The sequence below is a fragment of the Oscillatoria sp. HE19RPO genome (genome assembly GCF_024220515.1).
Classification (GTDB): Bacteria; Cyanobacteriota; Cyanobacteriia; order Cyanobacteriales; family Laspinemataceae; genus Laspinema.
Window position 1 is genome coordinate 1 of the sequence record NZ_JAMXOT010000032.1, and the last position, 13,748, is coordinate 13,748.

The following is a 13,748-nucleotide window of genomic DNA, read 5'->3' on the forward strand; positions in this document are numbered from 1 at the left end:
CGTATCATGTATGCAATACGCCCCTACAAGAAACAAGGATGAGGCGGGATTCCATTGACCGATAAAGAGGGCGTATGCAATACGCCCCTACGAGAAATAACGATTTTTCGTCATTAAATTTACCACCTTGACAGGGCTAGGGTAAAAAGACCCTGGCCGAAGCGTGCCATTTACAGGGGATTGACCCCCAAGCGTTTCTCAACCAGTTGGCCGACTATACAACCACAGAAACGGCTCCAGAAGTGAATCCGGCAGCCCTGTCTTTAAGCGAATTAGCCGATCACATCGAGCGGATTCATCATGCTTACCTCCATGCTGAACTGCCCCGTCTTGACCAAATGGTGACGAAGGTAGCGAGGGTACATGGTGACAAAGAACCCCGCCTGCATCAAGTGAAAGATATTTTTCTGGCCCTGTCCGCAGAATTAGCGACTCACCTGATGAAGGAAGAACAAATCTTGTTTCCCATGATTCGCCAATTGGAAACCAGTGATACCGTGCCTTCGTTCCACTGTGGGACGATCGCCAATCCGGTTCGCCAGATGGAATTTGAACATGATGAAGCGGGAGTGGTTTTGGCACAACTGCGGCAACTGACCGATGAGTTCACACCGCCAGAATGGGCTTGTAATACCTATCGCGCCTTACTGGATGCCCTGCTGACCTTTGAGCAGGATATGCACCAACACATCCACAAGGAGAACAATGTGCTGTTTCCCCGGGGGATGGCATTGGAGCAGCAAAAAGCGGGTTGATTGTGAGTAGTATAGCCCTAGCCCTGTAAAGCTGTATTGATTTGTAGGGGCGTATTGCATACGCCCTAGGGCGTATGCAATACGCCCTAGGGCGCTTCTCGAAGCGCCCCTACAAGAAACCATGATGGGTCAGGATTCAATTGACGGATCACGAGGGCGTATGCAATACGCCCCTACAAGAAACAACGATTTTTCATCATGCAATTTACCCCCTTGACAGGGCTAGTGATATAGCCCTCACTCCAAATCTCTCCCCCAAAGAGGGAGAGAGGCTTCAGAATATAACGCATAGATTGAGAAACTGCTATATTAGCAATTTGGAGGTTGTGATGCTTCGAGAAGAAGCAAGTCCAACTCCCCCGGAAATTTATTAACAGTTTGTGGAAGGCAATCCCAAATGGGCTCAAACAGCAACCAATGCTGTCTGCAAATCACACACTTGAGTTTCACGACGGGAGACAATCCGCAACTCATGGGGATAGCGGGGACGCGGATCATTGAGTAACCAGATAGGCGGAACCATCGTGGCTTCATAAGAATCAATTTTATGTAAGACCCCTGGCGTTGCTTTGAACTCCACCATTGTTCCCGGTAGATATTCAAAGATTTCGTCCCAATCAATAGTAGACTCGGCGTTCATTTGACTTACTCAACTAGACTCAACAATAGCTACCTTCGACGAAGATTAAGCGGGATATTCTACCTTTGCTCTCTAGAGTTTAGAAGCGCACCTAACAATAGAAATCTGTTTCCTCTAATGTCACTTCTCCATAGCCAGGAACCCAAGCAATCCAGGTTGTATCAGACTCTTGACACAGCAACTTCGCTTCATCCGCAGCGTATTCACTGGGCGGGTTGAGTAATTTTACCCAGCTATCCCGGTTGTAAGTAATATGACAAGCCGGGTTCCAACCCGTCGTGATCTCGTTGACTCGGGTTGGGACGGTTGTATTCACAGGGACCGTTGATAAGGACATGAGCTTTCTCCCGTTGGAATTGATTAACACTCGTACACACTGCTCTAGCTCAACTTAGCTGAGTAGAGCAAAAATCTTTTCTGTATCTATTTTTACAGAATTATGGCTAGATTGGTTTAATTTTTCTCAATAAGTTCATAAATCTTGACATAGTGGATCCCACATCTGCGCCTGTTAACGCTGATGCTGTTCACACTTCAGGTCATTTTTCCTACCTTGGGTCCCCCATTGGAACCGAGGGATATAAAGTAGGCGATGGTTTATAATAGATACATTGTAGCCCGCACAGGCGGGCTAACTTCTATGAGATTACAGACTAGATTTGTGGGGACGAGGCAATTATCTCACCGATTTTTTACCCCATTTGCGCTTGGCAAAAATCAACAGTCCCACTGCACTAATCATCCCTAACCATTGATGGGGTTCGGGGACCGGCACACTCATCATATCCTCCGGTTGCTGCAAGTCTTCTGTGCCATCTTCGATTTCTCGTTCAAAGCGATCGCTGCGAGATTCCGCCTCTTTTAACTGCTGCTTTTGTTCCTCGTTAACCAGCACGATCGCCGAAGAATAAGGGGAGACAATTTCATAGTGTTTGGCAAGGGCATGAATGGCATCTAAATCCGCTATACTGGCTGCATCCATCTGTTTAGATAAGGCGAGAATCAGTTGCCTTGCCCCTAACGGTTCTAATCCCGCTTTGTCGGGAACTGTTGCTGTGGCTAGTTTTTCCGGTAAGGTGGCGAGATCCGCTTTCGCTGGTTTCTCTACAACCCAGCGATATCCATCCACCACACTCACTGTAGATGGGCCTAATTTGGCGGTGGTGGCGATGCGATGTAATACCGCTTCTAGGTCCGTAGAAACGCCCCCGCCACTGCTTTGAATCGCCTGTAAAGTCCCGTCGTCATACGCCCGGGGTAATCCCCCTAAATGGACCATCCATAAAGGACTGGAAAGGGTGAGCAAATCAGGGCTATCTTTGGCTAATTCATAACTGCCGCGATCGCTAATCAAGGCGACTGCATCATAAGTCGTATCCCCCTGCAATTCCTGGAACTGCTGCAACATTCCCCGATAGTTGAGACTCCCATAATAGGTGATTTGGGCGGGATTCAACTCACCGAGATTGTCCAAACGCAGGGGAATCGCACCGGGTGAGGCGGTTAAATAGATATCTGCATCGTTGTTATCAAAACGGTTATCAGCAAATCCGTTTTGTTTTAGCCAATTTACGGTTTCTGTAACTTCTTTGGCGTGCGATCGCATACTATAAGAGCGATCGACAATCACAGCAATCCGTTTCCCTTGGGGTAAGATATAATCGGTTTCCGTTAGCGGTTGTGCCGAAATCTGGTAATCTCCCGGTAACGTTACTTGATGTGCGTTTCCCGAGGGGGTATCGGTTGCCGGGAGAAATTCCGGCATCCAAGCATCACCGAGGCGTTTTACCGTTTCTCCGTTATACTGGCGCTGGGTTTGGCGGTTCCAAAAGACGTTACGTTTTTCTGCTAGTTGTGGCATCGCCCAACCCTGGGGGCTTTGCATGACTTTATAGGTTAACCAGAGATGCTGTTTTGGCTGTTCTTCGTTATTAGGATTGTCCCAGGAAGTGAGGCGGGCGGGGACGGGGAACACGCGGAGGCGATATTGTCGGGGTCCGACTTGTTCCAACAGCGCCGGGTCAATATTGCGGCGCACTTGGTCATTATACACCTGTTGGGCTGCGCCTCGGGGGGAAATTTGGAAGACATAGCGATCGCTGCGATCGGCGGTTTCATTCAACCAAACTCCGGTTAATACCGCACTTTCCGGCAAGGAAAAATAATAGAAAACTTCCTCATTTTGAGGGGTTTGGTTTTCATACACCTCATACAATTCTACATCCGCCCAATCTCCCCGTTCCGTGACAGTAATCTCCTGTTGCGTCAGCAGAACTCGTTGTTCGTTAATATTCAGTAATCCAGCTTTGGCTTCTTCTTGATTAAAGGTGGATTGCACTGCGTGTAAAATAGTTTTGGCTTCTCCCTTTTGGATCGGCGTATCAAAAAAATCCTGGTAAAGGGTGGCGGCTTTTTCGATATCCGATCGCGACCCTTGGTACAAAAAGGGTGACATTAAACCATTATACCAATTTTGCAAGACTTGGCCGGTAGCTTCGTCTATTCCCAGGAGGTCCTGGTACATGAACCGGATATGATTATTATCTTCATGGGTACTGAGATAGCGATAGGAGAGTAAATAAGCGTTGAGCAGTCCTTGGCGAATTGAGTCGGATTTCGCTAACAATTCTTGACGTTCTCGATCCGTTGAGGGGGGATTTTCTAAGCGTTTAAAGGCTTGAATTTGGGGTTGTTGTTGAAACGATAAAAATAGCACCATCCAGGCTGTGACGACGACGCCCGATCCAAATAAAGCCCATTTGCGTCCGTATTGGGCGGTAAATTGTTGGATGATTTTGTAGCCGGAATAGATATGAAAGGTGGCGAGAGCCGAGGGCATGGCGATGAATAAAGTGGCACTGAATCCCCATAAGAAAAAGGAGAAGGGTATCCACCAGATAGCATTCCAGGCGTCATATCGGAATATGTCAATCAATAACTCTACCCAATCGAAACTGATCAGGTAGGTGGCAAAAAAGACGGTGAAGGGAACAACATAGAAGAGTAACAATGCGCCTAGATAGAGGCCCATTATTAACATTAAACTGTGGGTGGCGAGTTGTAGTGAAGCTAACTTGCGATCGCCCTTAGCATAGCCATAGAATAATTCGAGGGCAAATGCAGCTATTGCCAGGAGTGCAGTTCCCACTATCAGGTTACTGGCGGCGGTCATTTCTCGTAGCATGAATAACCGCACCAGGCAGAGGGTAAATAAGGGCGCTTCAACGCCATAAAACAGGCGAATCAGTTGTAAGGGATGTTTGCGTAACTTCATCCCAATTCCCGTACAAATGGTGGGAATGGCGATCGCCCCGGTGACTGCCAGGGTAAACTCAAGGGGAATGATTCCTTCAACGGTTGCCTGAATCAAGGGAATGGCTAACCAAGGTAAGATACCCAGGTAAACAATGCATAAAAATGTGAGATTCCATAGCCAGAAAATGACAGAAAACAAACGGTGCAGCCAGACTTTCATATAGAACTCCGGAAGTAAGGGGGACAGGAGGAGGGATCGACGTTTTGGGCGATCGCATCGCTACCGTTGAGCTTGGGGACCCAATACCTCAACCCCAGGGAATGGAACAGTCCCTGGGATGATCATCAGCAACGGACCCATCTCTCTTTCCCTATTGAATCCACGAAACTTGAAAACGTCAAGGCACAATCCGCAGCGGTTTAAATTCCTTACCTGTAGAAAAATCAAAACCGGCAGAGGTGGGTATCCTCCGCCGGTTTTTGCAAGGGGTGCAAGCACTTCCGCTACATCTTCCAGGTTGCCACCGCTAAACAGCCCCAACCGAGTAAAAAAGCTGCGCCACCAATGGGGGTAATCGCACCGAACCCCTTGATCCCGGATAAACTGAGGGTATATAAGCTACCGGAAAAGAGCAAGACTCCGGCGATGAAGGCAAAACCAGCCACTCGCAGCCAAATCGAGGGGATTTCAGTTTGGCTTACCGTCCATCCTACGAACAACAGCGCCAAAGCGTGATACATTTGATACCTTGCGCCCGTCTCGAAAATTTCCATTGCCCTCTCACTGAGTTGGGGTTTCAAGGCGTGAGAGGCAAAAGCCCCGGCAGCGACGGAGAGTCCCGCCAAAATTGAGGCTGTTACCATAAAAAGTTGCGCCATCGATATCACTCCTGAAGTGCGAGTCTGGTTGCCAAACTGGATAGGGAGTTATCCAAAATTAAATGAATAATATATTTCGCCGCGATCGCTGACTTCAAAATCCGCGTCAAATTCTACGGCTTTTTCATCTAAAAATTTTCGGGCTTTTTTCACAGATAATCCCGCTTCCAGTGCTAATCGCATCACCGTAATTTTGCCATCATGGGCCTGGATTACCTGATAAAAAATCGACTGAATGCGATCGCGTTCCTGTTTAACGTGCAAATGATAACCCTCCTTGTTATCCCGATACAATCCCCAAGCCATTGCCCCGCCTTGGAGGGTAAAAGGGACGCCCAATAAAAGAATGCAGGCTTTCAGTTCCTCTCTATCTTGGGCGGGGGTATCTGGATTGTTTAACTTCTCCATAGCCACTCCTAAAACGGAGAGTCCCAAAAGCATAAACAGTGCTGATGCTGATTTTTTCAACGGTTTCATAAGTTCAATCTAATCAGTTTTATAGGTTGGTAGTTTTGATAAACGCTGCTTTGCCCCCCTCCTTCATTCTTTGCTACTTTAAACCCGGAAATCCTCCGAGATTGATAGAGTTGATTTAGACTTTAAATCGATAGATCACATCTCCGCGATCGCTCACCTCAAAATCTGCATTAAACTCTTTGGCTTGTTCTTCTAAATATTGCTTGGCTTGAGGAGCAGATAGCTGAGTTTCCATCGCGAAGTGCAGGGCCGTAATTTGACCATTGCGTTCCCGGATCATTTGGAAAAAGATCCCCTGGAGGCGATCGCTTTCCTCCTTATCCAAAGCCAGCTTTTTATTTTTGCCCTCGCGATAGAGACCCCAGGCTAACCAGCCGCCCAAACCCAGGGCCGGAACCCCAAACCCCAATCCGGCGAGGGCGAGATCTCTGCCCTCGGTTTGCCGATCGGGATCAGTTTCCCCTAACCCCGAGACAGCCACCATCAGACAGAAAAATCCAAAAGCCAGTAACAAAACCGCCGCCACCGTTTTAATCGGTTTCATAAACTCCACCGGAATTTGTAAAATTTCCCGAAATTCTAGCCTACTTTCTTGACCCTTGTCATCGGGGGGCTGGGATGGATTTTTCCTCAGTTAGCGCCGAATTGCTTCCAGGAGGCGAGAATAATAAAATCGAGTGCTGGTCATTTCTTGGCGAGCGATCGCAAAGCCATTTTTAGCCAGAATCTCGATAATATCCGCTTCTCGATGTTGATAAGCCCGAGTGGTTTTACTCGGACCCGGGAATAATTCCCCAACCTTCTTCAAAGCACTCAGGGCAACAGTTTTCGGGGCGAAACTCAGAATCACCCGTTCCTGTGCCAACGAACACAGATGGCCGATCATCTCTGCCGCCTTATCCTGGGGATAATGAATCAGCACATCCAGACAAATCACCGTATGATAGCACCCACTTAACGATTCTAAATCCTGGGCTGCAAAAGAAATCGTATGGGTGGGACCGAACAGGGTCTTCGCCCGTTCGTAGGCTTCAGCCACCATTTTTTCAGAAATATCGCTGCCATAGACCATTGCACCAGCTTGTCCGAGGGGAATACTCAGACTGCCGACACCGCAACCGGCATCACAGATAGATAACCCCTGCAAATTGCCGTCTGCTTGTAGCCACGCCAAGACGCGATCGACCGTTTGCTGATGTCCCTTGCGGATATCTAACTGAACTTTATTGACCTCTTCGGTGCCATAAATTCTGCGCCAGCGATCGAACCCGGTGGCATTAAAATACTCCCTGACTACGGTTTTATCATCTACTGCGTTCATTGCGATGCCTGTTGCTGTGTTGTGTCCAGCCTCTTAACTTACCACATTCAGGACTGACGCAGATTTTGAAAATCTCCCCTAAATGTAGAGGCGATTCGCGAATCGCCTCTACATTTAGGAGTTAAATATAGCATTGCCCAGAGTTATGAGGTCCCTTCTTTGGAGTGCGTTTGCGTAGCCTGTGCTAACGCACTCCAAAGAATATCTGTACCTTATGAGTCCAGCGAACCGCTATATTAACGATTGCGTAAGTCCTGAGATGCTTTAATCCAGAACAGGTCGCCAGTCCCCAGTCTTTTCCCGTTGCCGGTTCAGGGGGTCAAGCGGGGGTCAAACTGGGCATGATTGCTTCTGCCGTGGCGAGATTCGTTGCCAGGGGGGTTTGCTGGAGGTTGCAAATTCGCAAGAGTGCCTGAATATCCGGTTCATGGGGTTGAGCAAACAGGGGATCAATTAGGAAAATCACCGCTTTAACCGTCCCTTCGACGACTTGGGCGGCAATTTGAGAATCTCCCCCCATTGGTCCCGATTGCATTCGTTGGACTTCGAGTCCCGTAGCTTGATTAATTCGGGCCCCGGTGGTTCCCGTGGCAATCAGATGATATTGGGACAAAATGGCCGAATGCTTTTGAGCAAAGGCGACCATTTCATCTTTTTTTTGATCGTGGGCGATTAAGGCAATGATTGAGGACATGAGATTAAAACCAGTTTGCGCTTTGAAGTTGCCCCGGAGAGGGTCTGTGCCGCTAGTCCAGGGGTCCCAGTCGCTCCCAGGTTAACAGATTTTCTGATTCATCGAGATGCCAGCGGAGTAAAGAAGCCGGTTGACCAATGTTTAATTGGGGTAAGCCGATCGCCCATCGCGGGGATTTCGTTGCCAAGGCGATCGCATCTCCCACTTCACAGAGTCCCCATTTGACTAAATTCTGCACCCCGGTAAGCAGGGGCAAGGTGGTTCCGGCAAGGGTACCATCTTCGAGGCGGGCGGTCCCGTTAATCACTTCAATTTGACGAGTATCCCAGGGATATTTCCCATCGGGGAGTCCCAAGGGAGAGAGGGCATCACTGACAAGAAAGATGCCTTTGTAATAGTGGCTGGCGCGCAGTAGCAACTCAATGGTAATCGGAGAAACGTGCTCACCATCGGCAATTAACCCACATTTGACCTCCGGATGGACGATCGCCGCCCCTAATAAGCCCGGTTGCCGGTGATGAATCGGGGGCATGGCATTAAACCCATGAGTCACCATACTGGCACCGCGATTAAAGGCGGCGGTAGCTTGTTCTGCGGTGGCGAGGGAGTGACCCAAACTGATGGTAATTCCCAGGGAGTGCAGGTAGTCTAGAGTTTCACCACTGGGGTCTAATTCCGGTGCCAGGGTGATAATTTTGACCAGTTGGGCATAGTCTCCTAAAACCCGCTTGACATTGGGTAGGGTGAGGGGGAGGAGATATTCCCCAGGATGGGCGCCGCGTTTATCGGGATTGAGGAAGGGTCCTTCTAAGTGGACCCCGCCAATTTTTGCCGTGCGTTGATTGTCGGGACCGGAATATTCGGGGTTGTTGATAAATGAGGAGAGGGTAGCGAGCGATCGCTGAATATTTTCCACCGAAGTTGTGACGAGGGTGGGGAGAAAAACATCCACGCCTTCCTGCCAGAGAAATTGACAAATCTCCTGGAGTTTGTCAAAATCAGCCAATTCTAGATCGGGAAAGGCCAGTCCTAAAGCCCCATTAATTTGGAGATCGACCCCGCCCAAGGAAACCCAGTCTCCTTCTACATCGAGTAAGGCCATGTCCTGTAAATTTTCCACACAGGGAATGGGGGGTTTCTCGGTTTTCATGGGTTGAATCACCGCGATCGCACCCTGTTGATCAATTCGCAGCCAGTGCAGGTCCTCATAACCGGGAAGTTGAGCATTGATAATATCCAAGTTGGTGCAACCCGAGATGGGCAGAAGAGTACGGAGGCGTGATACTGGAGTCATTGAGGTGGTTATCAAACAAAAAGGTGAGTGGGAATATCAAAGAGATTAGGAGCGTTTAACGGAGGGATTTTGGGGGTTAATTTTTAGGGTTGGGATGAGGCTTTTTTTCCGATCCCCAGTTTTGGGCAAGGGGTGAATTCGGGTTAAGTGAACCCCGCCAGTTGAGGCTCGATTTCCGAGGGGTAGCCCTGAGAGAAGGCGCTGCATCTGAAATTTCTTACCCTACTCTAATTTTTAACGGTAAACTCTAAAATTTGAACCTTCAAATTTAACATTTTCCCTATAAAATTTAAAATCTCCAATCTAAAATCTCAAAACCTACAATGAGTCAACCCCAAATCGGCATTATTATGGGCAGCGATTCGGATCTGCCGACGATGAAAGAGGCGATCGCCGTCTGTGAGGAATTTCAGGTTCCGGTAGAAGTGGCGATCGTCTCCGCCCATCGTACCCCGGAACGGATGGTGCAGTATGCGTCGCAAGCGCATCATCGCGGACTGAAAGTGATTATTGCCGGTGCAGGAGGGGCCGCCCATCTCCCGGGAATGGTGGCAGCACTGACTCCTTTACCCGTAATTGGGGTTCCCGTATCGAGTCGGCACCTGAGCGGGGTGGACTCTCTTTACTCTATTGTACAAATGCCTGGAGGAATTCCCGTGGCCACCGTGGCGATCGGGAATGCCAAAAATGCTGGATTGTTAGCGGTGCAAATTTTAGCTACCCATCAGCCGGAATTGCTGGATCTCGTGCAACAGTACCGCCAAAGCCTCAAAGACTCGGTGATGGAAAAACAGGCACGTTTAGATCAACTGGGTTATCAAGAATACTTAACTCAGATGCCCTAATTTTTAGGGGGGCCTAGGGATGCCGACCCTTGCCAATGAAACGGTTTGAGCCATCAAAAGCCGCCTGTTGGGGAAAATGTCGGAGATTTTTCTCTCCCGCAAACGAAACAAGCGCCTCAATAAATGTAAACTCTGATACAGAATGAATTTCCCAGAATTGGTGCAATCATTGTGACTCGGAGCATGGAGATCCGTCGGCTTTTTCCGAAAACAGGGGCGGTTGCGTCAGGTTTCGGCGCTCATCCGAGGTTCCCTGGCCTAAGTCATTTGAGAAAATCACCAGCTCCGAAGTCTGGAACGTGCAAATCGGGGACAACCTACGACAACTCAGACGGAGGCGATCTCCGTAGCTTTCCACTTCTAAAGCACCCCACTTGCTCTTTGCAATTCAACGTGCTTGACCCATTCACCGCAAAGTCCGACAATGACCTCTAAACTAAACTTCAGCCAGAAATCAAAACCCAGATCTCGTAGGCGGCGGTCTTCCCTTCGGAATGCCCCCCAACGCTCGGAGAACTCGATGTTTCAAAAATTGTTCTCCGCGATTGGGAGACTCTCCCCTTCCTGGAAAGCCTGCATTCCTTTAGCCAGCATCATTTTGCTGCTATCGGCCTATTCTGCGGTGGCCCAAGCCCCTCCAGGGGACCTACCGGACACCTTAACGGACACGGAAGAACTCCGCATCGCGCTGGATACCATGTGGGTGGTGATTGCCTCCATCTTGGTCATCTTTATGAACGCGGGGTTCGGGATGTTGGAAACCGGCTTTTGCCGTCAAAAAAATGCCGTCAACATCCTCTCCAAAAACCTGATCGTCTTCGCCTTAGCCACCGTGGCATTCTGGGCGATCGGATTTGGCTTTATGTTCGGGGATGGCAACCCATTCATCGGCTTTAGCGGCTTTTTCCTCGCCGGACCGGACAACAGTCCCGCGATCGAGGATGCTTATGTGGGAGTCTTCGGTTCTCTCAGTTGGACCGGAGTCCCCCTCGCTGCCAAGTTTTTATTCCAAGTTGCCTTTGCCGGTACTGCCGCCACCATTGTTTCCGGTGCTGTTGCTGAACGGATTAAGTTTGTTGATTTCTTAATCTTCAGTCTTTTACTGGTGGGAATTGCCTATCCCCTGACTGGACATTGGGTCTGGGGTGGGGGCTGGCTCTCCAGTTTAGGCTTTCTGGATTTTGCCGGCTCCACCGTGGTGCACTCTGTGGGAGGCTGGGCTGCCCTGATGGGGGCTGCTTTCTTAGGACCACGTCTCGGTAAATATCAAGATGGACGTCCCACGGCTTTACCGGGACATAACATGAGTATCGCGACCTTGGGATGTTTGATCCTGTGGATCGGCTGGTTTGGGTTTAATCCCGGTTCGACAATGGCGGCTAACCATACCATCGCCCATATTGCTGTCACTACGAATATTGCTGCTGCTACAGGCGGGATCGCTGCGACCATTGTGGCTTGGATGTACCTCGGCAAACCTGACCTTTCCATGATTATCAACGGCATCCTGGCCGGACTGGTGGCGATTACTGCCGGTTGTGATGGGGTCAGCGTATTTGGGTCCGCCATTATCGGGGCTGTCGGGGGCGTTTTGGTCGTGTTCGCCGTGACCTTCTTTGATAGTATCCAAATTGATGACCCTGTAGGGGCGACTTCCGTTCACCTCGTCAATGGCGTTTGGGGAACCTTAGCCGTGGGTCTGTTTAATGTAGAAAGCGGTTTATTCTATACCGGGGGTCTGGCTCAATTGGGGGTCCAATTCCTCGGCATAGCCTCCGTTGGCGGGATGACTGTTCTGCTGAGCACTATTTTCTGGCTCGCTCTCAAATCTTTCCTGGGTATCCGAGTCACCGAAGACGAAGAGTTGAAAGGCTTGGATATTGCCGAACATGGTATGGAAGCTTACAGTGGATTCCTCAAGGATAATCGCGGGATGGCCGGGGGAAGTCCCTAGCCTATCGGTGCAGTCTGCACCCTCAAATTTTAATCATTCGCTATATTTGCGGTCTTAGGAGGATTTTTAATACACTGGAAGTATCTCCTGACCGCATTTTTTTTTGCCCGCAGGTGTGACGAGTAGCCATTAGCTTCCGGGCAAAGTCTTTTTGAAGGTGCAGAGTAGGTCGGGAATTTATTGTTGCGTAGCGATCGACGGTATTGCGTTTAAATTTGCGTTCAAACCCGGTTCTGTCTAAATTCGCGGTCATGTCCTGGTCGAAGATACCCCCTTGGGCATTCTTATCCCTGGCGACGAATGGGATCTTGATGCTTACGGTCATTTTACTGATTGTCCGCGCTGAAAGTTCGTCCTCCGATCTGCAAAATTTGTCGGAATTACAGGGGAATGGTTCGAGTGCGATCGAGAATGCTTCGGGTTCAGAAACCCCTGTCACGGAGCCTCAGTTAGGTCCACGCCATCAGTGGAATTATGAGCAATGGTTGGCTCAGTTACAGCGGGAGGCAGAGGCGATCGCCGCGAATCCCCCGGAACGCCTCGGGGTTCTCGCTGGAGATTCCATTAGTCTGTGGTTCCCCCCGGAACTGTTACCTCCCCAACGCACTTGGCTCAATCAAGGCATCTCTGGAGAAGTCTCTTCGGGGTTGTGGAAACGGTTACCGTTATTTGACAACACCAACCCCGAGGTGATTTTTGTGATGATTGGGATTAATGACCTAATTCGCGGCATTTCCCCGTCCGAGGTGATCGAAAATCAACGGGCGATCGTTCGGGACCTCATCTGGGTTCATCCCAACGCCCGGATTGTCGTCCAATCCATTTTGCCCCACAGTGGGTCCGGTGCGACTTGGGAGGGCCGCGATCGCCTCCTAAATATCCCCAACGAGCAGATCCGCGATATCAATCGCGAACTCGCGGCGATCGCCTCGGAGGAAGGGGTCGAGTTCCTGGACCTCTACCCCCTCTTCGCCGACTCCCAAGGCAATCTCCGCCTTGAATTAACCACGGACGGGTTACATCTCAACGAGCAAGGTTACTTAGTCTGGCGCACGGCGTTGATGGTATTTGATCCGATTTGAGCATAGGGAGGATGGGGGAGATGGGGAGGATGGGGAAGATGGGGGGATGGGGGAGATGGGGAGGATGGGGAAGTTCGTAGGGGAGCATCTCAAGAAGGCTCATAGACCTAACCGCCGGTGCCCCCTTCCCTACGAGGTCAGGGGGAGCAAGACTTGTAAATTCCCCTTTGAGGCCAAATTGAGATGCTCCCGTTCAACGTCCCGACTTCAGTCGTTCTCTTTAGTTCGTAGTAACGACTTCAGTCGTTTCCGCGTGATTTGGCTGAAGCCAAGTAACGCCCATGTCAGGCCATGCATCCAGTCCCCAAAGAGGCAAGCAGTAGACCCGGAGATTGCTCCTGTTATGGCATCCGCCATAACAGGAGAGCAACGACAGCAAGTCGTTACTACAAACAAGAAGAAACAACTTCAATCGTGACACCGAATATCCTCCCCATCCTCCCCATCCTCCCCATCCTCCCCATCCTCCCCATCAACCAATGACAAATGACCAATGACAAATGACCAATGACAAATGACAAATGACCGCTCCCCCATCCCTCTGTAACCTAA

Annotated in this window: 14 protein-coding genes; 5 read left to right on the top strand and 9 right to left on the bottom strand. The window is 49.7% G+C overall.

What is annotated here, in order from left to right; translation table 11 throughout:
• The first annotated feature begins 152 nt into the window (after positions 1-152).
• Positions 153-755, top strand: coding sequence for an iron-sulfur cluster repair di-iron protein (ric, locus tag NG833_RS03495; RefSeq protein ID WP_256555810.1), 603 nt, complete (start codon positions 153-155; stop codon positions 753-755).
• A 403-nt stretch (positions 756-1,158) separates the two neighbouring features.
• Here the strand turns inward: ric and NG833_RS03500 are convergent, their stop codons facing one another.
• The 9 genes from NG833_RS03500 to nagA all read right to left on the bottom strand — a co-directional run bounded on the left by NG833_RS03500 (position 1,159) and on the right by nagA (position 9,315).
• On the bottom strand, positions 1,159-1,395 hold the full coding sequence (locus tag NG833_RS03500; RefSeq protein WP_254563944.1) for a hypothetical protein: 237 nt from the start codon (positions 1,393-1,395) through the stop codon (positions 1,159-1,161).
• Between the two features lie 91 nt (positions 1,396-1,486).
• Positions 1,487-1,732 (bottom strand): hypothetical protein, encoded by a 246-nt coding sequence (locus tag NG833_RS03505; protein ID WP_254563945.1) that lies wholly within the window; start codon positions 1,730-1,732, stop codon positions 1,487-1,489.
• A gap of 339 nt (positions 1,733-2,071) precedes the next feature.
• Positions 2,072-4,870, bottom strand: a complete 2,799-nt coding sequence (locus tag NG833_RS03510) for a TIGR02921 family PEP-CTERM protein (protein ID WP_254563946.1) — start codon at positions 4,868-4,870, stop codon at positions 2,072-2,074.
• 284 nt (positions 4,871-5,154) lie between these two features.
• Positions 5,155-5,529 carry a DUF423 domain-containing protein gene (locus NG833_RS03515; RefSeq protein ID WP_254563947.1) on the bottom strand — a complete coding sequence of 125 codons (375 nt, stop codon included), beginning with the start codon at positions 5,527-5,529 and terminating at the stop codon, positions 5,155-5,157.
• A gap of 48 nt (positions 5,530-5,577) precedes the next feature.
• Positions 5,578-6,006, bottom strand: coding sequence for a hypothetical protein (locus tag NG833_RS03520; RefSeq protein WP_254563948.1), 429 nt, complete (start codon positions 6,004-6,006; stop codon positions 5,578-5,580).
• Between the two features lie 115 nt (positions 6,007-6,121).
• On the bottom strand, positions 6,122-6,550 hold the full coding sequence (locus NG833_RS03525) for a hypothetical protein (protein WP_254563949.1): 429 nt from the start codon (positions 6,548-6,550) through the stop codon (positions 6,122-6,124).
• Positions 6,551-6,640: 90 nt separating this feature from the next.
• Positions 6,641-7,327, bottom strand: a complete 687-nt coding sequence (bchM, locus tag NG833_RS03530) for a magnesium protoporphyrin IX methyltransferase (protein ID WP_254563950.1) — start codon at positions 7,325-7,327, stop codon at positions 6,641-6,643.
• 319 nt (positions 7,328-7,646) lie between these two features.
• The gene (gene mgsA / locus NG833_RS03535; RefSeq protein ID WP_254563951.1) at positions 7,647-8,021 is read right to left on the bottom strand and encodes a methylglyoxal synthase; all 375 of its coding nucleotides are present in this window, start codon (positions 8,019-8,021) and stop codon (positions 7,647-7,649) included.
• Between the two features lie 52 nt (positions 8,022-8,073).
• Positions 8,074-9,315, bottom strand: a complete 1,242-nt coding sequence (nagA, locus tag NG833_RS03540; protein ID WP_254563952.1) for an N-acetylglucosamine-6-phosphate deacetylase — start codon at positions 9,313-9,315, stop codon at positions 8,074-8,076.
• 323 nt (positions 9,316-9,638) lie between these two features.
• Here nagA and purE point away from each other — a divergent pair, with 323 nt between their 5' ends.
• The 4 genes from purE to NG833_RS03560 all read left to right on the top strand — a co-directional run bounded on the left by purE (position 9,639) and on the right by NG833_RS03560 (position 13,679).
• Positions 9,639-10,160, top strand: a complete 522-nt coding sequence (purE, locus tag NG833_RS03545; RefSeq protein ID WP_254563953.1) for a 5-(carboxyamino)imidazole ribonucleotide mutase — start codon at positions 9,639-9,641, stop codon at positions 10,158-10,160.
• A 424-nt stretch (positions 10,161-10,584) separates the two neighbouring features.
• The gene (locus NG833_RS03550; RefSeq protein ID WP_375293875.1) at positions 10,585-12,114 is read left to right on the top strand and encodes an ammonium transporter; all 1,530 of its coding nucleotides are present in this window, start codon (positions 10,585-10,587) and stop codon (positions 12,112-12,114) included.
• Positions 12,115-12,365: 251 nt separating this feature from the next.
• The gene (locus NG833_RS03555; protein ID WP_254563955.1) at positions 12,366-13,196 is read left to right on the top strand and encodes an SGNH/GDSL hydrolase family protein; all 831 of its coding nucleotides are present in this window, start codon (positions 12,366-12,368) and stop codon (positions 13,194-13,196) included.
• Between the two features lie 291 nt (positions 13,197-13,487).
• The gene (locus tag NG833_RS03560; RefSeq protein WP_254563956.1) at positions 13,488-13,679 is read left to right on the top strand and encodes a hypothetical protein; all 192 of its coding nucleotides are present in this window, start codon (positions 13,488-13,490) and stop codon (positions 13,677-13,679) included.
• The last annotated feature ends 69 nt before the right edge of the window (positions 13,680-13,748 follow it).